General features: G+C 55.6%; 24 protein-coding genes. 16 read left to right on the top strand and 8 right to left on the bottom strand.

Annotated features, from left to right (window positions below):
* Positions 1–71: 71 nt before the first annotated feature.
* The 12 genes from ASD8599_RS08460 (at position 72) to ASD8599_RS08410 (ending at position 11,785) form a co-directional block, all read left to right on the top strand.
* Positions 72–389, top strand: a complete 318-nt coding sequence (locus ASD8599_RS08460) for a hypothetical protein (protein WP_108828123.1) — start codon at positions 72–74, stop codon at positions 387–389.
* A gap of 39 nt (positions 390–428) precedes the next feature.
* Positions 429–857: a gp436 family protein gene (locus ASD8599_RS08455; protein WP_181364444.1), complete on the top strand. Its 429-nt coding sequence runs from the start codon at positions 429–431 to the stop codon at positions 855–857.
* Positions 857–1,288, top strand: a complete 432-nt coding sequence (locus ASD8599_RS08450; protein ID WP_108828121.1) for a phage tail terminator protein — start codon at positions 857–859, stop codon at positions 1,286–1,288. Before ASD8599_RS08455 ends, ASD8599_RS08450 begins: the two co-directional genes overlap by 1 nt.
* A complete protein-coding gene (locus tag ASD8599_RS20485) occupies positions 1,285–1,419 on the top strand; it encodes a hypothetical protein (RefSeq protein ID WP_281261553.1) in 135 nt (44 codons plus the stop codon). Before ASD8599_RS08450 ends, ASD8599_RS20485 begins: the two co-directional genes overlap by 4 nt.
* A complete protein-coding gene (locus ASD8599_RS08445; RefSeq protein ID WP_108828120.1) occupies positions 1,420–2,352 on the top strand; it encodes a phage tail tube protein in 933 nt (310 codons plus the stop codon).
* Positions 2,353–2,545: 193 nt separating this feature from the next.
* Positions 2,546–2,881: a hypothetical protein gene (locus ASD8599_RS08440; protein WP_108828119.1), complete on the top strand. Its 336-nt coding sequence runs from the start codon at positions 2,546–2,548 to the stop codon at positions 2,879–2,881.
* Between the two features lie 104 nt (positions 2,882–2,985).
* Entirely contained in the window at positions 2,986–3,213 is a 228-nt protein-coding gene (locus ASD8599_RS08435; protein ID WP_181364443.1) for a DUF1799 domain-containing protein, read from the top strand.
* Positions 3,210–5,702: a phage tail length tape measure family protein gene (locus ASD8599_RS08430; RefSeq protein ID WP_146188203.1), complete on the top strand. Its 2,493-nt coding sequence runs from the start codon at positions 3,210–3,212 to the stop codon at positions 5,700–5,702. Before ASD8599_RS08435 ends, ASD8599_RS08430 begins: the two co-directional genes overlap by 4 nt.
* Positions 5,702–6,361 (top strand): hypothetical protein, encoded by a 660-nt coding sequence (locus tag ASD8599_RS08425; protein WP_108828117.1) that lies wholly within the window; start codon positions 5,702–5,704, stop codon positions 6,359–6,361. The genes ASD8599_RS08430 and ASD8599_RS08425 overlap by 1 nt, the downstream gene beginning before the upstream one ends.
* Positions 6,362–6,364: 3 nt before the next feature.
* Complete coding sequence (locus ASD8599_RS08420; RefSeq protein ID WP_108828116.1) at positions 6,365–7,030, top strand: hypothetical protein; 666 nt, start codon at positions 6,365–6,367, stop codon at positions 7,028–7,030.
* Entirely contained in the window at positions 7,027–7,437 is a 411-nt protein-coding gene (locus ASD8599_RS08415) for a DUF6950 family protein (RefSeq protein WP_108828115.1), read from the top strand. Before ASD8599_RS08420 ends, ASD8599_RS08415 begins: the two co-directional genes overlap by 4 nt.
* A 1-nt stretch (position 7,438) precedes the next feature.
* Positions 7,439–11,785 (top strand): phage tail protein, encoded by a 4,347-nt coding sequence (locus ASD8599_RS08410; protein ID WP_181364442.1) that lies wholly within the window; start codon positions 7,439–7,441, stop codon positions 11,783–11,785.
* Positions 11,786–12,407: 622 nt separating this feature from the next.
* Here the strand turns inward: ASD8599_RS08410 and ASD8599_RS08405 are convergent.
* Together ASD8599_RS08405 and ASD8599_RS08400 are read right to left on the bottom strand one after the other, a co-directional pair.
* Positions 12,408–12,653, bottom strand: a complete 246-nt coding sequence (locus ASD8599_RS08405; protein WP_108828113.1) for a hypothetical protein — start codon at positions 12,651–12,653, stop codon at positions 12,408–12,410.
* A gap of 479 nt (positions 12,654–13,132) precedes the next feature.
* Positions 13,133–14,746, bottom strand: a complete 1,614-nt coding sequence (locus ASD8599_RS08400) for a choice-of-anchor L domain-containing protein (protein ID WP_108828112.1) — start codon at positions 14,744–14,746, stop codon at positions 13,133–13,135.
* Positions 14,747–15,173: 427 nt separating this feature from the next.
* Between ASD8599_RS08400 and ASD8599_RS08395 the strand changes: the two genes are divergently transcribed.
* The 3 genes from ASD8599_RS08395 to ASD8599_RS08385 are packed head-to-tail and all read left to right on the top strand — an operon-like array spanning position 15,174 to position 16,264.
* Entirely contained in the window at positions 15,174–15,536 is a 363-nt protein-coding gene (locus ASD8599_RS08395) for an SUF system Fe-S cluster assembly protein (protein WP_108828111.1), read from the top strand.
* 52 nt (positions 15,537–15,588) lie between these two features.
* On the top strand, positions 15,589–15,939 hold the full coding sequence (locus ASD8599_RS08390) for a HesB/IscA family protein (protein WP_108828110.1): 351 nt from the start codon (positions 15,589–15,591) through the stop codon (positions 15,937–15,939).
* A gap of 1 nt (position 15,940) precedes the next feature.
* Positions 15,941–16,264 carry a TfoX/Sxy family protein gene (locus ASD8599_RS08385; RefSeq protein WP_181364441.1) on the top strand — a complete coding sequence of 108 codons (324 nt, stop codon included), beginning with the start codon at positions 15,941–15,943 and terminating at the stop codon, positions 16,262–16,264.
* A 6-nt stretch (positions 16,265–16,270) separates the two neighbouring features.
* Here the strand turns inward: ASD8599_RS08385 and ASD8599_RS08380 are convergent, their stop codons facing one another.
* Positions 16,271–17,176: an isopenicillin N synthase family dioxygenase gene (locus tag ASD8599_RS08380; protein ID WP_108828109.1), complete on the bottom strand. Its 906-nt coding sequence runs from the start codon at positions 17,174–17,176 to the stop codon at positions 16,271–16,273.
* 126 nt (positions 17,177–17,302) lie between these two features.
* Between ASD8599_RS08380 and tpiA the strand changes: the two genes are divergently transcribed.
* Positions 17,303–18,052 carry a triose-phosphate isomerase gene (tpiA, locus tag ASD8599_RS08375; RefSeq protein WP_108830076.1) on the top strand — a complete coding sequence of 250 codons (750 nt, stop codon included), beginning with the start codon at positions 17,303–17,305 and terminating at the stop codon, positions 18,050–18,052.
* A gap of 99 nt (positions 18,053–18,151) precedes the next feature.
* Here the strand turns inward: tpiA and ASD8599_RS08370 are convergent, their stop codons facing one another.
* The 5 genes from ASD8599_RS08370 to ASD8599_RS08350 all read right to left on the bottom strand — a co-directional run bounded on the left by ASD8599_RS08370 (position 18,152) and on the right by ASD8599_RS08350 (position 24,556).
* Entirely contained in the window at positions 18,152–19,531 is a 1,380-nt protein-coding gene (locus ASD8599_RS08370; protein ID WP_108828108.1) for a TRAP transporter large permease, read from the bottom strand.
* Positions 19,532–19,535: 4 nt separating this feature from the next.
* On the bottom strand, positions 19,536–20,231 hold the full coding sequence (locus tag ASD8599_RS08365; RefSeq protein ID WP_108828107.1) for a TRAP transporter small permease: 696 nt from the start codon (positions 20,229–20,231) through the stop codon (positions 19,536–19,538).
* Positions 20,232–20,297: 66 nt separating this feature from the next.
* On the bottom strand, positions 20,298–21,305 hold the full coding sequence (locus ASD8599_RS08360) for a DctP family TRAP transporter solute-binding subunit (RefSeq protein WP_108828106.1): 1,008 nt from the start codon (positions 21,303–21,305) through the stop codon (positions 20,298–20,300).
* Between the two features lie 237 nt (positions 21,306–21,542).
* Positions 21,543–22,772 (bottom strand): sigma-54-dependent transcriptional regulator, encoded by a 1,230-nt coding sequence (locus tag ASD8599_RS08355; RefSeq protein WP_108828105.1) that lies wholly within the window; start codon positions 22,770–22,772, stop codon positions 21,543–21,545.
* The gene (locus tag ASD8599_RS08350) at positions 22,769–24,556 is read right to left on the bottom strand and encodes a sensor histidine kinase (protein ID WP_108828104.1); all 1,788 of its coding nucleotides are present in this window, start codon (positions 24,554–24,556) and stop codon (positions 22,769–22,771) included. The genes ASD8599_RS08355 and ASD8599_RS08350 overlap by 4 nt, the downstream gene beginning before the upstream one ends.
* Positions 24,557–24,638 lie beyond the last annotated feature (82 nt).

Below are 24,638 nucleotides of genomic sequence, written 5' to 3'. Positions count from 1 at the left end.
GCGTCGTGTGATTGAGCGGCCCGTTTGGTTCGGGCCGCTTTATTCAACCGATGTTTGAAAGGGCAAAGACAATGGCAAACCATAAAGAACTGGTGGCACAGGCGACCGCTTTGGGACTTGAGGTCAAAAATGGCATGACCAAAGCGCGACTGAACGAGTTGATTGCGGCTCACAATGCTGCCGGCGGAAAACCCGCGCCGCAACCGCCTGCGCAGCAAAGCCCCAAAAAGCCGCAAGATGACATGATCGAAACCACTGTCTTGTCACAGGTGATTGGGGACGACGGCCCTGTAAAGGCGGGTGATCCAATTCGTCTGTCCCACTCGGATTACGCGGCCCTGGTCAAATGCGGTGCGGTGGAAGAGTTGCCAGACGAAAACGACGCCTGACCCGCCAAACAACCACATAGATCAACATCGGAGATGAATGTGAGCTACGTCACAACAGCCCAAATGATTGAACGCTACGGTCGGTCGCTGTTGTTGGACCTCACTGATCGCACGGATCCACCAGTTGGCGAAATCAACCAAAGCACAATGGATGTCGCGTTTCAGACGGCGGCCGCATTGATCGATGGCTACCTTGCCACGCGGTATCGCCTGCCATTGAACCCTATGTCTGATTTGATCCAGCCACTGGCGGAAAAGCTGGTGATCTATGATCTGCACACCTACACGCCCGATCAAAAAATCACGGACGAACACAAGAACGCTATCGCAACGCTGAAACTTATCGCTGATGGAACACTCCGTCTGCCAAGCGGTGGCATTGAGCCGCAAGGCACCGGCGGCACAGGTGCCCAATCCACGGACCGCGACCGCGAAATGACACCAGACAAATTGTCAGGGTTCATCTGATGTTGGTGGATGATGTGATCACGCGCCTGAAGCAAGACGTGTCAGACCTTCAAAGGGTTGAAGGTGCAGCGGCGTTTTCTGCCGTGGTGCAATCGGGCCAAGCCCCGACGCGCACGCCGGTGGCCTATGTCTTCTCTTCAGGCATGCGCGGCGGGCAAGCCGAAGCATCGGCAGGCGCGTTCATACAAGACGTCTCCGAGAATATCAGCGTGGCCCTCATGTTGCGCTCAAGTGACCGCATCGGAACCAAAGGCATTGAGCCCATCGACGCGCTGAAACGCTCGGTAATTGACGCGCTTTGCGGCTGGATGGCCCCCGGCCGCACAGACGTCTTTGACCTGCGCTCCGGCAAGATGCTCAGCTTCAACGCTGGCCTGCTGACCTACGCCCTCGAATTTTCCACGACAGACCAATTGAGGATTTTCTCATGAGCAAGACCGCCCTGCCCCAATCCGGTGGCAGCTTTGTCCGCGATCCCAAAGGCACGCTGACCAAAGCACAGCCTGCCCCCAAACCAGCCAAGCCTAAAGCGGTGAAGAACACCGCAGAAAAGGACGTTTAAATGTCGCTTAAATGGAATTCGAAAATCCTGTTGGCCAAGATCGAAGCGACCTACGGCGTTGATGCAACACCAACAGCTGCGCAAAACGCGATCCTTGCCAAAGAAGTGTCCTTTGAGCCTATGGCCGGCAGCGACGTCAGCCGCGATCTGGAAACCAGCTTTCTGGGGGGCCAAGGCTCGGTCCCGATCGATCTGCATGCCAAGTTGAGCTTCAAGGTTGAGCTGGTCGGATCAGGTGCGGCCGGCACGCCGCCTGCATGGGGCCCCTTGATGCGCGGGTGCGGTGTCGCCGAAACCATCACAGCCGGTACATCGGTGGTCTACAATCCGGTCAGCGACGGGCATGAAAGCCTTTCAACCTATTTTCAGGTGGAAGGCACCCAGCATGTCATCAAGGGCACACGCGGCACCTGCACGTTGGATTTGAGCTCGTCTGCCATTCCCTACCTGAACTTCGAATTCACCGGCCTGTTCACGCGGCCCACCGAAGAAGCGCGGGCGAACCCCGATCTGTCCGGTTTCATGGATCCCCTGCCCGTCAACAACGCCAACACACCCGTCTTCACAGTCGATGGCACAAGCCTGACCATGCGCAGCTTCATGCTGAACTTGGGCAACGAGATCGCGCCGCGCTTCCTGGTCGGCGAGGAAAGCATCCTGATCACGGATCGCGAGGACAGCGTCGAGACCAAAGTGGTGGGCGTCGATCTTGGCACCTTCGATCCTTACGGCTTGGCGCTTGATCAGGCTGAAATCCCGATCGTGCTCAAACACGGCACCCAAGCTGGCAACATCATTCAGATTGATGTGGCACGCGCCCAGATGCAGCGCCTGCAGGGTTTGGAAAACGCCCAGAAGATCATGGAATGGCCCCTGCGCCTTTCCCCAATTCCGGACGCTGGCAACGACCAGTGGACCCTGACCCTCACATAAACCGGAGCCGCACATGACTAGTTTTTGGCATAATTTCCGAACCTTTCGCCAAAACACGAAAGGCAAACCGCGTGTTGAACGGATCCGCTGTGCTGAACTTCTACGCAGCGGTCCATGTGGCGTGATGGTGGCGGTAATGACAACGCTGGTCATCCACGCGCCCGAACTGAAAACAGACGAATAGGAGCCGCAGATGAGCACTTTCACAGTCACCAAAAACCCCGAATTCACCACCGATGTCGAGGTCATGCAGCCCACGGGCAATGGCCACGACAAGAAGATCCTGCGCACGCGTTTTCGCGTTGTTCCGAATTCCGAAGCCAATGAATTTGACCTGAGCACGTTTGAAGGCACTCAGGCCTATCTGGACCACATCGTGATCACGTTCGAAAACCTTGTCGACGAAAACAAGGACCCCATGATCTGTGACGCAAACCTGCGCTCTGATCTTATGGATCTGCCCTACATCCAGAACGCCTTGGTGTCTGCTTACACCTCTGCGCTGGTCGGCGCCAAGCGGGGAAACTAACCGCCGTCGGCCGGGCGTGGGCGCTTGGTGAAGGCGGCGATGCACAAGATGAACTGGAAACTGATGCTGACGCTTGGGGCATCGTTCTACCCGAACAAGAGAGATTGATTGTTTGGGCCGAACACATTCCGGCCTTCCACGCATTTCTAGCCGTTTGTGGCCAATGGCGGGCCTTTGAAGTCGATGGGCGGATCGTTCCGATCGCGCTGGATTACACCGCAGCCAGAGCGGGTCTCAAGCTGGCAGGCATCAAGATCAAACCCAAAGTCTGGGCGGACCTTCAAACAATCGAACTGGCGGCTTTGAAAGCCATGCGGGAGAAACTGAAGTGAGCAACTTCGTTGTCAGTGGACGGATCCAGATGGAAGCCGAAGCCGCACGCAAGGAAGTGCAGAGCTTTTCGGGGTCTTTGGACAGCGCCAAGGCCAGCGCGACGGGTTTCAGCACGTCTGCGACGCAGGCCGAAAGCTCGACCCAGAAAATGGGCGTTGCGACTAACGCCACTGAAAAACAGGTTGCAGAACTGCGCCGCATGGTGGCCGCGGCTTCGACCGAGATCCAAAAAATGCGCGGCCAACAAACCAACGCAGGCAAAGACACGCGTGTGCTGGGTCAGGCCAATCAAGTGGCGGCTGGTCAGGTCGGCAACCTCACTGCACAGTTCAACGACATCGGTGTGATGCTGGCTGCGGGCCAGAACCCGCTGCAACTGGCCATTCAGCAAGGCACCCAAATCACCCAAGTGATTGGCCCAATGGGGGCAGCCGGTGCCGTGAAATCACTCGGATCAGCACTGAAGGCCATGGTCAGCCCCGTCAGCCTGTTGACCTTGGGTGTGATTGCAGGTGGTGCCGCATTGTTTCAATGGGCCACTGGCGCCATGAGTGCGGCTGACGGTGCCGGCACGTTTACAGAGAAGCTTGATGAAGCGACCGGCCAAGTCCAAACCTACATCGATCTGATCAACAGCCAGGACGACAGTTTTTCCGCGCGGTTTGAAAGTGCCAAGGGGCAGATCGAAGCCACATCCGAGGCGTACCGCGACTTGATTGCCTTGGCGAAGATCGACGCGTTGCAGAACATCGACAGCCTCACACAAGGCTTGGCCAGCAGCGTTTTGGACGCCAGCTATCTTCAAGGTGAAATCGGCGACACCGGCGATCTGTTGGGGATCGAAACCCAACTGCAGGGCAATATCACAGTCTGGAAAGCGAACCGTGACGCTGTTCGGGATTTTGTGGATGAGCTGAAGACGCTTGAAGGTGCGGCCAGCCTTGATGCTCAGTATCAATCAGCCTTGGCACTGCGAGAGACGTTCAAAAGCACGGTTGATGTCAGTGGGGAAATGACAGCGCAACAGATTGAATTCTGGCGCAACCTTTCGCTATCCATCCAGCAAATGGAACTGCTGGGTGCGGCTGCCAAAAGCGTCGAACAAACAGAAGCCGACATTGCTGCTAACAAAAGCCAAGCCGCGCAACGCCACTATGCGCAAACGATGCTTCAGTCGAATGCCGCAAAGCAGTCGGCCCAAGAACTTCTCGTTTCGTTGCAAGCCCAAGCGGCCTTAAACGAAATCGTTGCCCGTCATGGCGCCAACAGCGTTCAGGCCACCCAAGCACGGGTCCAGGCAGAGCGAGACGCCTTTATCGAGACAGAATTGTCAGCGGACATGTCGCAAACACTGCGTGACATGCTGTTGGCAGCTTGGGACGCTGCCAATGGCGTTGCCGGTGTGGATATGGCAGGCAACATCAATCTTGCCACCCAAGCGGCCGTGACGTTCACAAACCAATTGGCAAACGCATTGGCTTTGCAACGTGGGTTGGCCGCAGATGCCGCCACCGGCGACAATCCAGACTTCTTTGATCCCAGAAACGAAAGCGGCACAGCCGGTCAGGTGACACGGCCGCGTGGCGTTCCCGTGCAAAACCGCCCCGGTTACAAGCTACCCAAGCCACGTAAAACTGGCGGCGGCGGCGGGCGCAATTCTGCGACCACTCAGCTGGAAAAAGAACGCAAGGCCACACAGGATCTGATCGACAGCTTGAACCAGGAGCTGGCCATCCTGCGCGAAAGCGACCCCATTCGCCAAGAGATGTTACGCAACCGCGACGCGCTGGCGGGTGCAACGGCAGAAGAACGGGCGCAGATTGAACAACTGATCACAGCGCGTGAAGCCGAACAGTTGGCGGCAGAACAGCAACGTGAAGCATGGGAAAGCTTCAGAACGATCACCTATGACACCTTCACAGATCTGGTCACCAGCGGTAAATCCTTTGGTGATGTTTTGACCGATCTGACTGCGAAGATCGCGGATATGGCGTTGCAAGGCCTGCTGTTGGGCGAAGGCCCATTGGGTGGCATTTTTGGCGGCAGTTCGGGCGGCGGATTACTTGGCGACATTTTTGGGTCAATCTTTCCCGGCTCCAGTCTGCCAGCGGCCGCCACCGGTGGCATGATCTATGGCAAAGGCGGCGGCAAGTCTGATGATGTGCTCATGTGGGGATCCACCGGCGAATATATGATCAACGCCGAAGCCACCGCAAAAAACCGCCACCTTCTGGAACGTATCAACGCAGGCGACGTCATTCCTGCCTTTGCATCTGGCGGTGCCGTCGATGGATCAGTTGTTGGGACGCGCGGCACGTCAGGGGCCGGAGCAATGCAGGTCAGCATGGATCTGCGCGGTGCACGCGGCAATCAAGAGATCACGGAATCGGCGCGGCTTGGAATGGAGCAAGCCCTGAAAGAATACGACCGCAACGTGCTTCCGCGCCGTGTAGCAACAATCAAAGACGAACCAAGGAGGATTGGGTGATGCCAGAGGTAACACCAGCATCCCTTGCCGACTTTTTGCAAGCCTTGCCAATCAGCGCGATTGAATTCCATCTGCCCGAAGTCGTCGAGATTGCAGAAACGGCCGGTGGGGAAGTCCTGCCTTCAAACATTGGCACCCGTCTTTGGAATGGCCGTGTCACTTTGGGACGGCTGACCAGATCGGAAACACTGTCTGCGCAAGTGCTGATCGATGACATGCGCGGTGCTGGCAAATTCTTCATGGCCAGCCACATCACACACCCCTTCCCCCGGTCTGATCCTCAAGGCGTCGACATCCAAACGGCGAATGTTCTGCTGGCCTCCTTGCCAAATGACGCAAACACGATCGCACTTGCCGGGCTGCGTCCGAACTATGTGCTGACACGCGGGGATTATCTGTCTTTCACCTACAGATCGAACCCGACGCGCTACGCCCTGCACCGTGTCGTCACATCAAGCGTTCAAGCCGACAACGACGGCTTGTCGCCCGTGTTCAAAGTCCAACCGCCTGTGCGCCCAGGTGCCCAGATCGGAACGCCAGTCACTTTGGCAAACGCAGCCTGCAAAGCCTTGATCCGCCCCGGCTCTGTCGAGGCAGGCCGCACATCACGGTTCACCACAGAAGGCATCGCCTTCGACTTCCAACAAACATTGAGATAAACCATGCGTGACTTTTCCCCCATTTTGCTGGCCCATCTGGCAGAGCGCGGCGCACGCCACGCTCAGGTTCTGATCTGGATCGAAGCCAAGGATCGCGCAACCGGCGAGCCTGCCACCATCGGGCTCTGGTCCGGCGCGGATCACGAGACGTTTTCAATCGACGGACAAGCCCGCGACTATTTCGGTGCCGGCACCATCCTGAAGGTGCCCCCGATCATCACCGAGCGCGGCATGAGTGTGCGCACCACGCGGGTGGAATTCTCAGCTGTCGCACCTGAAGTGCAAGAAGCGACACGCGGATACGAGACACGCAATGCGCCATTCCAAATGCACATCGCCAACTTCGACCCACAAACAGAGCAGCTGATCGCAGAACCCCACCGGGTCTACAAAGGCATCGTTGCAGGGTTGGAGTTCACGCGGCCGCCGCCCGGCGAACAAGCAACCTGCGAGCTCAGCATCGTCAATTCCGCCCGCTCACTGACCCGGACGTTGGCTTTGCGCAAATCCGATGCCTCTTTGCGGGCGCGGTCTCCCAACGATGCATTCCGTCAATATGCAGACGTCAGCGGATCCATCGAAGTCGTCTGGGGAGAAATCCGACAAGCGGCCCCGACACCTGTTGTTGCAGGCCCAACGCCCACGCCACTTGAAAGCACAAACCGATGACCTTCACCCGCTTGCCAGACTGGCGAAAACACCTTCTTGCCTATCTTCAACAGACCGCTCGAACGCCGTTTGAAGAGGGTTTAAATGATTGCGCCCTGTTTGTTGCAGGCGGCGTGCTGGCGATGACCGGGCATGATTTTGCAGCACCTTACCGCGGTCAATATTCGACCACAGTGGGCGGCATGCGCTTACTGCGCGACAACGGGTTTGCAGATCACATCGCTCTGGCCAAGTCACATCTGCCGACCAAACCTTTGGCCTTTGCCAACGTCGGGGATGCCGCCGTCATGCCAAGCTCCGATGGGCCCGCTTTGGGCATCGTGCAAGGACCAAACGTCTATGTCCTGGCGCCATCCGGTCTGGCGCACCTTCCCCTCACAAACGCCACAGAAATCTTGGGAGTTTAAGATGCCATTTGTTGCTGCCGCCATAACCGCGATTTCTGGAGCCGTCGCCGGGAGTGCCTTGGGCGCTTTCCTAACAGAAACGATCTTTGGCCGGCTGTTGCTGTCCGTGGCCATCTCGGCAGTCCGCGCAAGTCTGGCTGGCAAACCAAAGGTGCGCACACCGGGGATCCGGACGCAAAAGACGCAATCAGGCGGCGTCACACCTGCGTCCTTCATTCTGGGCACATACGCGTCCGAGGGGCAGCTGACATGCCCCCCAATGAGCCATGGCACCGTTGGCGGCACACCCAATGCCTATCTGACCTTTGTCATCGAACTGGGCGATATTCCCGGTCAAACCCTTGAAGGGCTGATCCTTGAAGGAGAACGGGCAGAGTTCGGGAACGAAGCGCATGAAGACTATGGCACACCCATTCTGGGCCGGTTCACAGATTATGCTTGGGTCCGATATTATGACGGCACACAAACCGTCGCCGACCCGATGCTGTTGGACAAATACGCCGACTATCCCGATCGCCCCTGGACCGCCGATATGATCGGAACAGGGATCTGTTACGCCGTTCTGACATTCCGCTTTAAACGTGAAGTCTTTTCCAGCTTTCCAAGTGTGCGTTTTGAACTTGGCGGCATCCCTTTGTATGATCCGCGCAAAGACACCAGCGTCGGTGGCGCGGGGCCCCATCGGTGGGCAGACAAAGCCACATGGGAAGCGTCTGCCAATGTCGCGGTGCAAGCCTACAACATCCACCGGGGCATTGATCTGGACGGCGGCGAGATCTGGGGCGGCAATGCTACGGCTGCGGATCTGCCTTTGGCCGTTTGGTGGGCTGCGATGAACACGGCTGACGAAGCCGTCACGCTTGCAGATGAAACATCCGAGCCGCGCTTCAGGACATCTTACGAGGTGTTTGTGGACGATGAACCCGCAGCCGTTCTGGAAGAGATGATGGCGGCCACCGGTGGCGAGATGGTCGAAAGCGGTGGCGTCTGGAAAATCCGCTTGGGCGGTCCTGGTCTGCCCGTGTTCTTCATGACCGATGACGACATCCTGATCACGGAAAGTGAACAGTTCAAACCCTTCGCCGAAAACGATGATCCCATCAATGCGATCCAAGCGGTCTATCCAGATCCCGCAACACTGTGGCAGCCGCGCGAAGCACCCAAACGCACCTATGTAGCGTTTCAAACGGAAGACGGCGGCCAACAACGTGTCGCTGATCTGAACCTGTCCGCCTGCCCCTACCCGCAGCAAGTCCAACGGATCATGGACGCCTATGTGCGCGATGATCGCCGGTTGCGCACCCACGACCTGACCCTGCCGGCCGACGCAAGCGTTGTGGAACCTTTGGACACCATTGCATGGACGTCCGAGCGCAACGGTTATGATGGCAAGATTTTTGATGTCGGATCAGACGTCAATCCATTGATGACGGGCCTGCCCCGCCTGAACATGCGTGAAGTTGACCCCGCTGACTTCGATTGGAACGTTGTCTTGGAAACTCAGGTTCTGGATGTGCCGGTCACAATCACACAGCCCCAGCCACAAAGCGTGGCAGGTTTCCACGTTGAGGCATTTGCCGTTGTTGATGCCGGCCCCACCAACCGCCGCCCTGCATTGAACCTGACATGGCTTGGTGACGGGCAAGACGACGTGTCGGGGTTGATGTGGGAAGTGCGCTTGAAGGATACATCAACCGTTGCGCTGCGTGGAAACGTGACAGACATCACCGCTGGCGAACTGCTGTTGGCCGCTGGCATCCTGCCCGACACAGATTATGAAGCCCGCGCCCAATGGGACGTAAACCGCCCGACATCATGGACCGCTTGGGTCGCAGCCACCACACCGGACATCCGCCCAGGGCGAAGTGATCTTGGTGACGATGTGAACACCGCACTTGATGAAGCAAAAGCCGCTGCAGATGAAGCGGGCATCAACGCGATTGAGGCTTTGGAAGATGCAGGTGATCTGCAGTCTGATCACGACGCCCTCACAGAGGGATTTGTCGGATCACTGTCAGATGCGTTTCAACAGCAAACGGACGCCAATGCGCAGCTCGACACGGTTCTGCAGGGGCGTATCGCAAGCGTGCGCACCTCGTTGATCTCAAATGCACGGCATGCGAACGGCGGGTTTGAGCTTGGCGAGGTCGGCGAAACAGGCGTTCCCCCCGGTTGGTTGGGGCGTGCATTCAATGCAACCGCCTTCGACAACCTTGAAATCTTTGGCGACGACATGTCCGATCCGGACGCCAATTTTGCAAGTGCGCGGGCCTTTGGTCAAACGGCATTCACGGCTGGCCGCTGGTGGGCGATCGGCAAACGCTTTCTGGGCGGTGGTGCGCAGACCTGGCGGGTCTCTTATGCCGTGCGCACATCTGGAAACCCCGGCAACAGCGCGTCGATTGCGGACGATCACTTTGTTGGTGAAGAAGACGTCTTGCTAGAGTTCGTCTTCATTGATGCTGAAGGCTCCGAGATCAGCCGCGCCGTGTCCAATGGTGCAGCACATCTGATCTACACAGCCAACGGCAACACGATCGACAATGCCACATGGTACCGCGTGGCATACGACCAGCAAGCGCCAGCGGGCACCGCTTACCTTGAAGTCTGGTTCATCGCGGTCGATGCCAACAATTCTGTCGTGACGGATCTTGCGGATTACAACACATGGGCCTCTGGCAACGCGGCCATTCTGATCGATAACACGACAGTGGAAAATCTGGATGGCTTCACGGTTGAGGCGGATCAAACCAACGCCGCAATCTACGAAAACTTCTACACCAGTGCACAGGCCAACGCTGCGATCGCGGCGGCCGTCACGGCTCTTGAGGCATCCATCGGCACCGATCTCGGGTTCATCGCCGGCAGCATCGACAACATCGAAGGCCTTCAGCTCAACCCACAGACCGCGTTTGGGACATTGCTGAACCAGCTTCAGGTCTCGGCTGGCGGTGTCAGCGCCACGATCACGCAACACGCCTCGGCCGTCGCAGATTTAAGCGGCTTTGCCTCTGCTTATGCCGGCGTCACAGTTGAAACCGCAAGCGGCGGCATCGCAGGGTTCCGCGCCACATCTTTTGCCAACCCCAACGGCACAGGCGGTGCATTGCTTGAACTGTTGGGTGACGTGATTGCGCCTGGCACTCTTGCCACCAACCGGCTGACCGTTGGCCTCGGGCAGAACCTGTTGTCCAACACCGACTTTTCCGGCGGCATCGACGGTTGGCGTCGACTGAGCAATGCAGGCGGATCTGGCGACGAGACGGAACTGAGCCTGCGCAATGCCGGTGAAAATTTTGCGGGCACCGCCTATCCAGTGCTCCAGATCAGACAGACTGGCGCGTCAGGCGATGGCAACTACCGCATTATCCAAGTCAGCGAAATCCAAGAGGACACCACCATCGATGGCGTTCCCGTCACTGAAGGCGATTGGATCGAAGCCAGTTTCAAAGCCTCCGCCCACCGCTGCGACTTTGAGTTCCGTTTCCGGTTTCTGGATGCGAACGGCAGCTTCTTGAGCTTCGGGCCGCGCACAGAAGTGATCGACGGTCCCACTGGCAGCTCCGACAATCCCAACCTGTGGGCGCAGTATTGGACCAAAGACGTCGTGCCTGCAGGGGCCGCATACGCAGGCTGCCAGATCATTAAAAAGGGCACCAAAGAGAACGACAACAGCATTCTCTACCTGCACCAACCGCAAATCGCAAAGTCGCACGAGAACGCGCAGCACCCTGCCCCGTTCAGTCCTGGCGGCACCACCCTGATCGACGGCGGCAAACTGCGCACCAATTCTGTCACCGCCCGCAGCATCGCTGCAGGCTCGATCAAGACAGAACACCTGGACGTCGAGAACCTGACCGTCACCGGCGATATGATCGACAACGATGCGACATCGCGCCGGTTCTTCACAGCCAACTTCACACAGACCGTTGTGCAAGGCAGCTACAACGCGGTCTCGGACGTCATGGAATGCGCGTTTGCGCCCTACGTGCCAATCGATCCGGCCGTGCCAACCTCCGGCGTCACAAACCCCATGAGTGCCATCGTGAACGGTCTGTTCAAGCCTCTGACAGCAGCAGACGGCCGTCTGTACTTCAAGATGCAGGGACGGCAAGTGCCGTCGGGTGGCTGGACAGACCTGGACGTCATGGGGATCCGGTATTTCTACGCCAGCGATGTGAACCGTGACATCGAGTTCAACCTGCTCTGGGCCGATGATGCGGTCGGGGTTCCCGCCAACACCTTCGATGAATTCCGCGTTGTCGCACAGCAACTGGATGCAGGCAGCGGCGATGTCACACTGACCTTCGTCAACACAAGGCTGGAGCAGATCAATGGGTATTCTTAAGGCGATCCATCCCGCACCGTACAATGGCGTGGTCAGTTAGACTCCAATTCATACATACTGCCCACACCGCGTTGAACTCCGACGGTGAGCTTTGGGTCGCAGGCAAAGAGCCGCGCACTTCACATCTTGGTTTTCAGTGCGCTATCGATCAAGTCCTTTCCAATGCATTTGCCTCCCATTTGTCCAAGAGCTGCCTCTCATACTCCGTAGAAATTTTTGTCAAAGCATCGTCGACTGCTTGAACAACCTCAGGGACACCACATTGTTCTACTAAAGGCCTGATTTGCAGCAAGGCATCTATAATCCAGTAATTTTTTGACATAGCGAACCTCCCAATCAAACTGGCTTTGTTGATTTAATACCCCGACCGCCGCATGCAATTCTGTGGTGCATTGATCGATCTCCAATCATTGGCAAGATTTCAGCCAGTATCGCATCATAGATATGGCGCTCGGAATTGCGATAAGCACGCATTTGGCTTCGATTAAGCAGTTCAGCTGAAGTACTAAAGTGCTCACCACCTTCTAACAGGCTAGCGTGGACATCATTCTTTGGCATATTGCGCTTACTCCACAGTAGATTTCGATCCCACTCAGAGTTGAATGCAAAGGTTAACAGGAGGTTACTCAGATGAGAAAATAACACGATCTGAGATGCGATTTGTGACAAGAATAGTTGGTTCAATTGCGCAAGCCACCTCCGTGTCTACTTCAAAAAAGGTGCGTGCAATGTTTTCGAATGCGCGTTTTGTTTCTTCAAAGCCCTCCGCGCCTGCGACGCTGGCGGCAACCAGGCTTCTGTTGAGCATTTCTGATTTGTGCATGTTGGTCTCAATACCAAAAGTTAAAACACTGATGCAGGACGTCATGAAAAAATAGCCTTAACAATTTCTTAACACGACAATTTTTCAACCTAGAGTAGGCGACTTAATTCAAATGGAGACAAATTATAGCGAAACTCTGCTCAAATGAGTTACAGACTTGAAAAACCTATAGCCCGTTAACTGTTTCGTAGGAAAGGTGATCGGGTTGGACAGCTTCGATGCTGCCAGTCACGGAGTGGGCGCACCCGCCGCAGCACCTGCATAATGCGCTTTGCAGGCTAGACGTGAAGGTTGGGCGTCAGGCAGAGCATTCAAGTTCTCATACCGAAGAAGCATCCTTCAGTGCATCATCAGTCGATGTTTGTGTGGGTGGAAGAGAGACTTTCGCTGCATATTGTTGCGAGGTTCGCTATTCGGATTAAGCGGGCTTTACAAAATTCCAAGGACGGCTTTTAGCACGCATTCAGTATGGCGTACATCGATGTACTACAGCAATGCCTAATGCGGCGAGCATGTCAAAACGCTCAGTTAAATGAATACTTTTTCCTAACTTGCGAGGTTGCTGATGTCAGTTCTGTTTTCCGAGAATTCAAAACGGTGGCCTCATGCTTCTTTAGGCTCGGGCGGGCTGAATACATAACGTCTATGTTGTTGCGCTTCATGATGCATTTAAGGTCGTCGTTTAAAGATGGATCAAAGCTAGCTTCAGTTTGTTTACCGGGCTGGAAACTCTCGCTGAGTATGCCGTTCCCTTCAATGATCTCATGCTTATCAAACAACAAGTGAAAGTAGACAACTCTCCCTCCCCGATCTTTCCTACGGATAGTCCGATTATTTATCAGATGCCTGGCCTGTACCAAGATTTCATAGGAACCATACAAAACCATTGCATCCGGATCACGAATTAGCAATCGATGCAGCGGCGAAACCTCTGTACATGTTTTAGCGCCAAGTGTTCCCTCATCAATTTCAATTGGCGCATCCCTACCATGAGCAATCCTTTCAGATTTACCAACCCATAGAAGTGGTTTTGGGCCATGGTCCATAGTTTCTACCAAATCGCCTGGTTTTAGAGTCTCCACAGGCCGCTCGCCTTGCGGCGTCAAAATACGCGTACCAGAAGTAAAACAAGGCGTTGTTGTAAGCGTAACAAATCCAACATCAGAATTCCCATCTTCGTCTTCGACAGTGTATGAAAATACATTTTCAGCGACTTCGTCATTCGCTGTCGCGAGAACAAAACCATCTGCCGTCAACTCAATAACTTCGCCGGAAGATAAAGTTACAGAATCACCGACTGACACTGGCTGCCCGTTGATGTGAGTAATTGTTAATTCACTGTTATTAGTGCTTTCGTCGTTCGCCAACAGATCTACATTGATATCTTGCCCTACATTTACAGAGATTTCATCATCGCCTGCGATGAGTGCTGTTTGCACCGAATTCCCGGCAATCAATAAATTGCTATCGTAGCTTCCGTCTCCACCGTCAGCGATGCCAATTTTTATCGTGTTCGTGACGCCCGGTGTAACTGGTGCCTTCAAGGTCAGGGTTATCGTGAAACCGTCCATCTCTGTGTTATGGGAATCATCCGACTGTGCATTGTCGATATATAGATTTTCGTTTGTGGTATCGTTGATGTTGTCAATTGAGATATCACCGGTGCCAACCGTCAATTCGGCCTGAACGCCATTGACCCAAATCCCGACAGCATCGTTGAAGCCTGCATCTACATACTCAAGGTACTCCTCCGAAGAGAACACAATTTGCATTGTCAATGTGCCACCTTCGGGAATAAATTCTGCCTCGAAAACTGCTGCGTCAAATGTAGTTTGGCCGGAAATGGATTCCAGGTCGCTATCGCCGCTGGTGCCGTGGCTTGTAGAGGTTCCGGCAGATGTATTTACATCGCCGCTGCTGTTTGTGATGTCGGTGGCATTTCCTGTGGAAAGAATGACGCCAGTGTCAGATGGCGTAATACCCGGTGCTGTCGCATCACCATTGGAGTAAGTGCCAGAAGCCCCAGTTGCCCCAGTATAACTGGAGGAGACAATCGAAATTCCATTGCCAAACATCGATTCCGCCATGTCATTTGCAGAGGCATTTGTATCAATAGGGAGTTCTGACGCTGTAGGCATTCGTGAAACCTTAGAAAATAGGAATTTCACTTGAGCTAAAGGATAAATCTTAAAATGGGATTTCGTTTGCTGTCATAAACTGAGTCCGTTTTTGGGAAAATTCGACAGTGTTTGCTGTAAGTTGGAATCCGAAGTGGGGCACCGAAGCCGCAAGGGCGGCTTAGGGCCGAAAACCGAACTTTAGAGCTAAAAACATCGAACAGCTTTAAAAGATGTTAAAATTTGCAGATCGAAAAAGGCCTTTAAACACTTCAAAACTGTTTGCTGCAAATATCTCTGTCATTCACTGCAAAAATCCCTGTCACGCTACAGTCACGCTACAGTCACGCTACATACAGGCAACTTGCCAAAGCATCGATTGCCCCTCTGGACGCAAGCGCACGCAATCCCTATATAATCACTCAGGAAACGTGAAAAGAGACCCGTGATGGACCAGAACAACGAGATGCTTGAAGGTGCGCCATTGATTGCGCCCTCTTCTACCGACCACCCGCTTTACGAGGCCGTCGTAGAGGGTTGCCGTTCGGTCTATGATCCGGAAATTCCGGTAAACATCTACGAATTGGGTCTGATCTACACCATCGATATCGACGCCGAGAATGCGGTGAAAATCACCATGTCATTGACGGCGCCCGGATGCCCTGTCGCAGGCGAAATGCCCGGCTGGGTTGCAGACGCCGTAGAGCCATTGCCAGGTGTCAAACACGTTGATGTGTCTTTGGTCTGGGAACCTCCTTGGGGCATGGACATGATGTCTGACGAGGCCCGCCTTGAATTAGGATTCATGTAAGCAATTCCACACGTCCACGCAGGCAAGGCGTGCCCCCTACAGGAGCAAAAAAATGTTCTCGATCCCCGGAAAACAAGCCGTGTCCATCACACCAAAAGCAGCGTCCCAGATTTCCAAACTGATGGAAACCGGCGGCCACGCGGGCCTGCGTATCGGCGTCAAAAAAGGCGGTTGCGCGGGCATGGAATACACAATGGACTATGTCGACGACAAAGACCCCAATGACGAAGTGGTTGAACAGGACGGGGCCCGCGTCTTGATTGCGCCCATGGCACAAATGTTCTTGTTCGGCACTGAAATTGATTATGAAACCAGCCTTTTGGAATCCGGGTTCAAGTTCAAAAACCCCAACGTGACCGAAGCCTGTGGATGTGGCGAAAGCATCAAATTCGAAGGCATGTAAAATGGCCGTGTCCGACGAACAGATCGCTTTTGTTCATGATCTATTTGAAGGTGTCGGCCCTTTAACCACACGGAAAATGTTCGGCGGGCTTGGGATTTATGCAGATGGCGTCATCTTCGCGCTGGTGATGTCGGAGGGCCAATTGCGGCTCAAAGGCGCGGGCGACATGGTCAAAGCCTTCGACGCAGAAGGGTGGGACCGCTGGACCTACACACGCAAAGGCGGCGCGGCCAGCTCTATGCCCTACTGGACGATGCCGGAACATTTGCTGGATGACCCCGAGGACGCCAGCGCATGGGCACGGCGGGCCCTTGCAGCCCTGTGATCAGGCCTACTGCTTTTGCAGATGCACATAAGTTTCCTCAAACCGTTTTGCCAGATGGTCCCCTGCCGAGATAACCTGATCTGACCCCGGAGGGGCCACATTTGTGTCATGGGTCGGATTAAAGAACAATGGCACTGAAATACGCTCGTGCATGCCCCCCACCACGCGGTGCGGCGTGGCTTTTACGTCTCCGGCGGTCCAGAATTCCATCATTTCGCCAAAGTTGATAACAAATTCTCCCGGAGGCGCTTCGACAGCGATCCATCCGCCTCCTCGCTTGCGCACTTCCAGTCCCGGTGATCCATCGGTGGCCAGCAACGTCAAACAGCCGTAATCGGTATGCGTGGCAATCCCGAAATCCTTGGCCGTCGCCCACACGGGGCGTTCCGGATAGTAGTTGCCGCGCAACAAAACCATAGGTTTGGCGAAGGCCGCGTCAAAGTAATCGCGGGGCATGTCGATGGCCGCAGCTATTCCACGCAAAACATCCATCGCCACATCGCGGGCGTCATCATAATAGGCCTGAACCATCTCGCGGAAGCCGGCTGGAACTTCAGGCCATTGGTTGGGCGCATAGACGGAAAGTGCGGCCAAAGGATCGTCCTTGGACAGCTCATATCCGCTGTCGAAAAACTGTTTGTAATCCGGGTTTGCATCCAAATCGACTTGTTCTGATCCAGGCGCACCCCAACCACGATTGGCACCGGTGCGTGCCATATCGATTTCACGTTTGGCGCTTTCAGGCAAATGGAAGAAGGCCCGGTACATCTCAATAACATCTTCAACACGGGACGGCGTCAGGGCGGTGTTATAAACGGTCGCAAAACCGACCCCCCTTGCCGCTTCGCCTAAAGCAGCCAGTGTTGCACGGTCTCCTGCGCGGATAAGCTGTGCATCAAGTCTTGGGATCATGGAACGCATCCTTTTTCTGACACCCGCTGACTAACGTGCCGAAGCACAAAGGAAAACCCCGACATTGCTGCGATGCCGCGCAAATGCTATCAGGCGCAGCATCACGCAAATGCAGGACCCAAACACATGGCCAAAAAAATCGCAGCAGGCAATTGGAAGATGAACGGCACCAGTGCCTCCCTTAGTGAATTGGAAACACTGACCAAATCACACAGCACTTGTGACTGCGCGATCGTGATATGCCCCCCTGCCCCCCTGTTGTTTCGTGCAGCAAACCTAACACAAGACAGCGCCATAAACATCGGGGCGCAAGACTGCCACACAGATCAAAGCGGTGCATTTACAGGCGATGTCGCAGCCCACATGATTGCCGACACGGGCGCGTCTTACGTCATCGTAGGGCATTCGGAACGGCGCGAAGCCTACGCAGAACGCAACCGCGATGTGCGCAACAAAGCTGAAGCAGCGCGAGACGCGGGACTGACAGCGATTGTATGTCTGGGCGAAAGCCTCGAAGACCGCGAAGCAGACAACACTCTGGACATCATCGGAGGTCAATTGGCAGGGTCAGTTCCGAACGGGGCAACGGCGGACACTGTGGTGATCGCTTATGAACCTATCTGGGCTATCGGGACGGGCAAGGTCCCCACACTCGACCAGATTATTCAAGTCCATGATTTTATACGCGGCGAATTATGCGCCCGCTTTGGAACAGAAACAGGCAACCAGATATCTCTGCTTTATGGCGGGTCGGTCAAAGCATCAAACGCCGCTGAAATCTTCAAAGCGAAAAACGTCGATGGGGCATTGGTGGGTGGCGCAAGCCTGCAAGCGTCAGACTTCAGTCCAATCATCGACGCCTTGAACACCGCCTAGTCTTCCTTTCGCCCGAAATACTTCGGAGCGCGAGGCAGAGCCTCGCAAAAAACCGCCCCCGCAGGGGGCGGCAAACATCGCGTGCAGGCGCAGCCTGCCCTATTTGGTGATGATCTCCGGCCCCATCATCATATTGGGCAACCACGTGGAAATCGCCGGAATATACGTGACCATAATCAGGAACACGAACAACACGGCCGTAAAGGGCAACGCTGCCTTCACAACCCGCATCATCGGCATCCCAGCCACACCAGAAGTGACAAACAGATTCAGACCAACAGGCGGGGTGATCATGCCGATCTCCATGTTGACCACCATGATGATGCCCAGATGAATGGGATCAATGCCCAGCTCGATCGCGATAGGAAAGACCAATGGGGCCACGATCACCAACAGCCCTGATGGCTCCATAAACTGGCCACCGATCAGCAAGATCACGTTCACGATGATCAGGAACACCACAGGACCCAAACCGGCTTCAAGCATGGAGGCCGCAATGGCTTGTGGGATCTGCTCTTCAGTCAGAACATGCTTCAGGATCAAGGCACAGGCGATGATGAACAGCAACGTGACCGTCAACTTGCCCGCCTCGAACAGCGCATCGCGGGTGTCGCGGTGGAAGAACACCGTGACCAGCGCAATGGGTTTTTGCATCAAAGTCAGATTGCGCGCGTCATCATCTTTCGTGCGCAGCGGCCCCATATCGCGGTACACAAAGACCGAAATCAGAAAGGCATAGACTGCCGCCACAGCCGCCGCTTCCGTGGGCGTGAAGATACCGCCGTAGATGCCGCCCAGAATGATGACAATCAGGAACAACCCCCAAGACGCATCCAGACCAGAGGCACGGATCTCACCCCACCCCAACCAGTCGCCTTTGGGCAGATTGCGCAGCTTGGCCACCACATAAATCGCGGTCATCAGCATGAAACCGGCCATCAGACCCGGAATGACACCGGCCAGGAACATGCGCCCCACGGACACATCCACCGCAGAGGCATAAACCACCATCACGATAGAGGGCGGGATCAGGATGCCCAATGTGCCCGCATTGGCAATGACGCCAGCGGCAAAATCCTTGGTGTAGCCCACCTGCCGCATGCCCGCGATCACGATCGTGCCGATGGCAACCACGGTGGCGGGGGACGATCCCGACAAAGCGGCAAAAAGCATACAGGCAAAGACACCCGCAATCGCCAAACCACCGGGCAAATGCCCCACGCAGGCAATGGAAAACCGGATAATACGTTTCGCCACGCCACCCGTCGACATGAAGGTCGAGGCCAGAATGAAAAACGGAATGGCCAGCAGCGTGTAGTGTTCGCGCATTGCGTCAAACAGCGAATTGGCAACAGAGGCCAGCGAGGCATCGGAATAGATCAAAAGGAAAAGGGTCGAAGATAGGCCCAAGGACACCGCAATCGGCACCCCGATCAGCATCAGCCCGATGACCATCGAGAAAAGAAGTACAACGTCCATAGGTTCAGTCTCCTGCGTTCACATGACGCACGTTTTCGACGTCGTCTTCGGCTTCATGGCTGACGATCAGGCTGGTGGACACACCTGTCCACACGCGCACAAAGGCCTGAATGAAGCGAAATAAAATCAGCGCCACGCCAAAGGGCAGAATAAAGCGCAACACAACCATCGGGAATTTTTCGTAAGATTCGTCGTAGTTGATTAAAGGTTCTAACCAGCGCAGCCATTCCACCATGGGAATGCCATTGTCTGTCAGATATCCGCGAAAGGACGAGCGGCGCATTTCCTCAAAACCTGTGGGAAACCAACGGCCCGTGGTTTGCGGAAGGTTGGCAAAGTTGGCCCAAGCATCCCACGCCCCTTTCATCAAAAGCACAGCAAACAGAACGCACAACGCCCCTGCAATCAACGCGAGCACGCGGCGGATGGGCGGCGAAAACAGGTTGGTGACCGCATCGACCCCCAAATGCGAGGTGGTCTTGATCGCATAGCTTGCGCCAAAGATCACCAGCCACGCAAACAGGTTGGCCACCGCGTCCAGCCCCCAGATCAAGCCGGAATTAAATGCAAAGCGCAGCACGACGTTGATGAAGGTAATGACCAGCATCGCACCCAAAATCAGCGCAATCGCGGTCTCTTCGAATTCATTGACCCAGCGTCCGACGCCTGTCAGTTCGGCCTTGTTGTAATTGGACGCCATCGGCCTCCCCCCTGTTTCAGACAAAATAAACCCCGCGCCAGACCAGCCAGCGCGGGGTTCTTAGGCTTAGTTTGTGGCTGCGTTGATCGCTTGGGCCGCGTCGATGTTCTCTTGGCCAACATCGCCTTTGAACTGTTCCCATACAGGCTTCATCACTGTGACCCATTCTTCGCGCTGCTCTGCGGTCAATTCACGCACAACACCGCCCGCGTCCAGGATCGCCTGCTTGTTGGATGCGTTCACAGCTGTGGATTCAGCGTTACGCGCCACAGACACTTCTTCGATGATCGTGCCAAGCTGGGTGCGCACACCTTCGTCCAGACCTTCCCACCAATCCACATTGGTCACCAACAGATAGTCGATGATGCCGTGGTTGGTTTCGGTCACGCCGTCCTGAACCTCAAAGAACTTTTTGCCGTAGATGTTGGACCATGTGTTTTCCTGACCGTCCACAACGCCAGTTTGCAAGGCGCCGTACACTTCAGAAAAGGCCATAGGCTGCGGAGAGCCACCCAAAGCCGCCATTTGCGCCTTCAACACGTCAGAGTTCTGAACGCGGAACTTGAGGCCGTTGGCATCGGATGGGGATTCCAAAGGCACGTTGGCCGACATTTGTTTCATGCCATTGTGCCAGAACGCGAGGCCCAAAAGACCACGGCGCACCATGGATTCTTTCATCGCCTGACCGGTTTCAGAGCTTTGGAAAGCGTCAACGGCCGCGATGTCGTTGAACATGAATGGCAGATCGAAGATGCGGAATTGCTTGGTAAATTGCTCGAACTTGGAAAGCGAAGGCGCCGCCAGTTGCACGTCACCTTGCAGCATCGCTTCCAGCACCTGGTTGTCGTTGTAAAGCGTCGAGTTCGGGAACACTTCCATGCAGGCCGTGCCGTTCATCTCGTCGTTGACGCGCTGTCCCAGCAAGGACGCAGCGATGCCTTTCGGGTGCTTGTCCGTGTTGGTGACGTGGCTGAACTTGATGACGATTTCACCGTCGTCACAAGCCGCGGCAACAGCACCGGCCGACACAGTAAAGCTAAGCGCGGCCGCAGCCACAGCAGATACAAATTTCATGTGGTTTCCTCCCAGAAACATAGATGTAGCGCCACCCTGAAGGCAGCTTGGCGCCAGTGAACCACATCTTTGCGCTGTTGGCGCGGGGTGATCAAAATGACTTATAGCCGTTTGAAATTATCATTTATTTTCAGCATATTGCAATAAATCACTAGTCCAATTGAGAAGTGGCAGCCTTCTGCTGGTGCGGATTTTCGCACAAACCGTCCTGCATTTGTGCGAAAATCCGCACAAATGTTAGCGCCGGTAGTCTTCGGCGCGAATCCCGTAGCGTTTCAATTTATCGTAGAAGGTTTTACGCGGCAGCTTTAACCCTTCAGCCGCGCGGGCCGCCATCCCGTTGTGCCGCCCCAAGGCAGCAATCAGCAATGACCGCTCTACCCGCGCCATCTGTTCGCTTAGTCCCAGATCAGTGGCTTCCGTGACGTCTTCCGGCATGCCCAAAACAAACCGCATCGCCGCACTCATCAGCGATCGCGCGTTTCCGGGCCAGTTTTGCGCCATCAATGTGGCTTCAAAATCCGGGCTTATATCCGGGGCTTGCAAGCCTGCCTGTTCGCTGGCTTGGGCCACGTAATGGCGAAACAGGACGGGAATGTCTTCGGGGCGCTCTGCCAATGAAGGGATGCGCACAGTCATGGTGTTGACGCGGTAATAAAGGTCTGCATTCAAGCGGCCTTGGGCCACAACATCGTCCAGATCACGCGTGCTGCCCGCCAGCAGACGCGCTTTCGCGCTACCTTCAAGCACTTCTGCCAGATACAATTGCGTGTTGGCCGGCAACAGGGCGATTTCATCCAGAAACAAGCTGCCGCCTTGTGCGTCTTGCAGCGCCGCTTCCAGATGCGGCACGTTCAAATCGGCCGCGGCCTGTTTCACAAATGGCGCTTTGGACCGTGTGGATGACAGATGGATCACCTCTGCCACTTTGGAAATGCCCGTGCCGGTCGCACCGGTCACAAGCACATCTGCATCCAATTGTGCAAACCGGCGCACCCGCGTGCGCATCGCTTCTGCCAGATCAGATGATCCAAACAACATGCGCGCCGCGGGATCACCTGTTTCCACCAATTCCGTCAGACGACGGTTTTCCAAAACCAATGCGCGTGTTTTCAAAGCCCGCTCAAGAACTGCCAACAAATCACTGGGCGCGCAGGGTTTTTCCAGAAAATCAAAAGCACCCTGCCCCATGGCCTGCACCGCCATCGGAATATCACCTTCCCCTGTCAGCAAGATCACAGGCAGATCAGGGTCTTGGGCATGGGCATAATCCAAAAGATGAAATCCGTCGCGCCCAGGCATGCGGATGTCAGACAAGATGACCCCGTCAAAGCCCCTGTTGATGTGGTCTTTGGCGGCGACAAAAGACCCCACAGGCATTGGATCAAGATCGGCCAGTTCCAGCGTTTGCGACACCGCGTCCCGCACGGCTGCATCATCATCCACCACAAGAACAGATCGTGTCATGTTATCTTGTCATCCTCTTGCCAGTGATCCAAATGCACCGCGAAGACAGCGCCTTTGTCAGTGTTGGTGCCGCGAATTTCGCCCCCAAAGCTTTGCACGATGCCGTAAGAAATCGACAGGCCCAACCCCATGCCTTCTGACGCACCGACTTCTTTGGTCGAATAGAACGGGTCGAACACTTTGTCAGGCACTGAAATACCCGGGCCGGTGTCTTCGAAGGTCACTGTCACGGCACCGCGCCCATCCGGGTTCCCGCCACCAGTTGATGCTCCGCCTTGGACAATATGTATCGTTAGCTGCTTTTCTGCACTGTCTTGCATCGCGTCGGCCGCATTGCTGATCAGGTTTACAAACACCTGCCCCAAACGGACTTCGCCGCCACGCACGTAGACAGGGTGGTCGGGACGGTTCACCTGCAACACAACACCACAAGTGCGCATTCGCGCCTCCGTCAGCTCAAGCGCCGACACCAAGACTGCGCCCACGTCCACCCGCACAAGGCTTTCGCTTTCCTGCCGCGCAAAAGCCCGTAAATTTTTGATAATGCGCCCCATGCGCCGCGCCAATTCCGAAATGCGGGTCAAGTTTTCCGCGGCCCGTTCGGGCTTGTCACGGGCCATGAATTCGACGCCATTTTCCGCAAATGACCGGATTGCCATCAGGGGCTGGTTCAATTCGTGGCTGATGCCTGCGCTCATCTGCCCCAAAGCGCTGAGCTTGCCTGCTTGCACCAGATCGGATTGCGCCTGCGCCAATGCGGCTTGCGCTTCTTCCCGCTCTGTTGCCTCAAAACGCAGCTGGGCGTTGCTGCGTTCCAGCTCTGTGGTGCGTTCGGCCACGCGGGCTTCCAATAACGCATTGGCCTGCGCCAATGTGCGTCTGCGTTCGGTCGCCACAAACAAAACGGCCCCAAAGGCCAAACACAAGGCCGCGACAGCTGCCGCTTGCAACATTGCAAGGCGGCGCGCCGGCGAGACATCCATCAACACTTCGCCGGTCATTCCAATCACTGGCAAATCGCGCGTGATATGTAACGCATTGGCAGGCAAATACGGACCCCACCCCAATTGCCAGACCTCATGTGGCCCTAACAGATAACTGTTAAAGGCAGGGGCAGTGCCAGATGCCGGCCGCAATCCCGGTTGATCTTCGCGGCGTTGCCAGAACACCAGTTCAGAGCGATTTGAAATGAAGACTTCGCCTGTGTCGTCGGTGAAAAAAACAGGCGGGTTGGACCCAACCCAATCCCATTCGATGGCCGCTATGTCTGCCGCCACCACCACAGCGCCCTGCACGGTGCCCGCCCCCGAAAATATAGGGGCCGCGTAGTAATAAGCCCTTCGATCAAAAGGGGCACGCAGCCCATGCGCACGTCCCAGTGCCCCTTGCATGGCACGACGCACAAAAGGCTGCGCACTCAGATCCAGACTGTCCACACCGCGTGCCGATGCCAACACAAAACCATCCGTGTCCACAACCATCACATCCAAAGCGCCCGTTTTATCGACAATCTCCAAAAGCCGCGTCCGCGTCACGGTATCGACGATGCCACCTGCAATTTGGGCGGCAACAGGGCGGTCCGCCGTCAGAACTGCCAATTCGCGGTAGCGCTGCAATTGTCCCGTAAGCCGATCCGCCGCCAAAGCGAGATCCACAGCCCCCTGACGCGACAGCTGTCCCAAGGCCTGAACGTACCCGTAGCGCCACACCCCCACCGAGATGGCCAGAACCACCACGCCAAAGCCGAACGCAATCACCAGTCTTTGAAAAATCCCCTGCCCCATTGCCACATCCTAACAAAGCCATGTGCAAAGGCCAGCCTACAAGCGGCATGGGCGGCAAGGACACTGCGCTAAAGACACAAAC

The sequence above is a fragment of the Ascidiaceihabitans donghaensis genome (assembly GCF_900302465.1).
GTDB lineage: Bacteria > Pseudomonadota > Alphaproteobacteria > Rhodobacterales > Rhodobacteraceae > Ascidiaceihabitans > Ascidiaceihabitans donghaensis.
Note: the sequence above shows the minus strand (reverse complement) of the source record. Positions and strands in the feature narration are given on the sequence as shown.

Excerpts from the sequence above, each read along its gene's own strand:
- ASD8599_RS08460 (WP_108828123.1), top strand. The coding sequence starts at position 72 with ATGGCAAACCATAAAGAACTGGTGGCACAGGCGACCGCTTTGGGACTT.
- ASD8599_RS08450 (WP_108828121.1), top strand. The coding sequence starts at position 857 with ATGTTGGTGGATGATGTGATCACGCGCCTGAAGCAAGACGTGTCAGAC.
- ASD8599_RS20485 (WP_281261553.1), top strand. The coding sequence starts at position 1,285 with ATGAGCAAGACCGCCCTGCCCCAATCCGGTGGCAGCTTTGTCCGCGAT.
- ASD8599_RS08445 (WP_108828120.1), top strand. The coding sequence starts at position 1,420 with ATGTCGCTTAAATGGAATTCGAAAATCCTGTTGGCCAAGATCGAAGCG.
- ASD8599_RS08440 (WP_108828119.1), top strand. The coding sequence starts at position 2,546 with ATGAGCACTTTCACAGTCACCAAAAACCCCGAATTCACCACCGATGTC.
- ASD8599_RS08425 (WP_108828117.1), top strand. The coding sequence starts at position 5,702 with ATGCCAGAGGTAACACCAGCATCCCTTGCCGACTTTTTGCAAGCCTTG.
- ASD8599_RS08420 (WP_108828116.1), top strand. The coding sequence starts at position 6,365 with ATGCGTGACTTTTCCCCCATTTTGCTGGCCCATCTGGCAGAGCGCGGC.
- ASD8599_RS08415 (WP_108828115.1), top strand. The coding sequence starts at position 7,027 with ATGACCTTCACCCGCTTGCCAGACTGGCGAAAACACCTTCTTGCCTAT.
- ASD8599_RS08410 (WP_181364442.1), top strand. The coding sequence starts at position 7,439 with ATGCCATTTGTTGCTGCCGCCATAACCGCGATTTCTGGAGCCGTCGCC.
- ASD8599_RS08405 (WP_108828113.1), bottom strand. The coding sequence starts at position 12,653 with ATGACGTCCTGCATCAGTGTTTTAACTTTTGGTATTGAGACCAACATG.
- ASD8599_RS08400 (WP_108828112.1), bottom strand. The coding sequence starts at position 14,746 with ATGCCTACAGCGTCAGAACTCCCTATTGATACAAATGCCTCTGCAAAT.
- ASD8599_RS08395 (WP_108828111.1), top strand. The coding sequence starts at position 15,174 with ATGGACCAGAACAACGAGATGCTTGAAGGTGCGCCATTGATTGCGCCC.
- ASD8599_RS08390 (WP_108828110.1), top strand. The coding sequence starts at position 15,589 with ATGTTCTCGATCCCCGGAAAACAAGCCGTGTCCATCACACCAAAAGCA.
- ASD8599_RS08385 (WP_181364441.1), top strand. The coding sequence starts at position 15,941 with ATGGCCGTGTCCGACGAACAGATCGCTTTTGTTCATGATCTATTTGAA.
- ASD8599_RS08380 (WP_108828109.1), bottom strand. The coding sequence starts at position 17,176 with ATGATCCCAAGACTTGATGCACAGCTTATCCGCGCAGGAGACCGTGCA.
- tpiA (WP_108830076.1), top strand. The coding sequence starts at position 17,303 with ATGGCCAAAAAAATCGCAGCAGGCAATTGGAAGATGAACGGCACCAGT.
- ASD8599_RS08370 (WP_108828108.1), bottom strand. The coding sequence starts at position 19,531 with ATGGACGTTGTACTTCTTTTCTCGATGGTCATCGGGCTGATGCTGATC.
- ASD8599_RS08365 (WP_108828107.1), bottom strand. The coding sequence starts at position 20,231 with ATGGCGTCCAATTACAACAAGGCCGAACTGACAGGCGTCGGACGCTGG.
- ASD8599_RS08360 (WP_108828106.1), bottom strand. The coding sequence starts at position 21,305 with ATGAAATTTGTATCTGCTGTGGCTGCGGCCGCGCTTAGCTTTACTGTG.
- ASD8599_RS08355 (WP_108828105.1), bottom strand. The coding sequence starts at position 22,772 with ATGACACGATCTGTTCTTGTGGTGGATGATGATGCAGCCGTGCGGGAC.
- ASD8599_RS08350 (WP_108828104.1), bottom strand. The coding sequence starts at position 24,556 with ATGGGGCAGGGGATTTTTCAAAGACTGGTGATTGCGTTCGGCTTTGGC.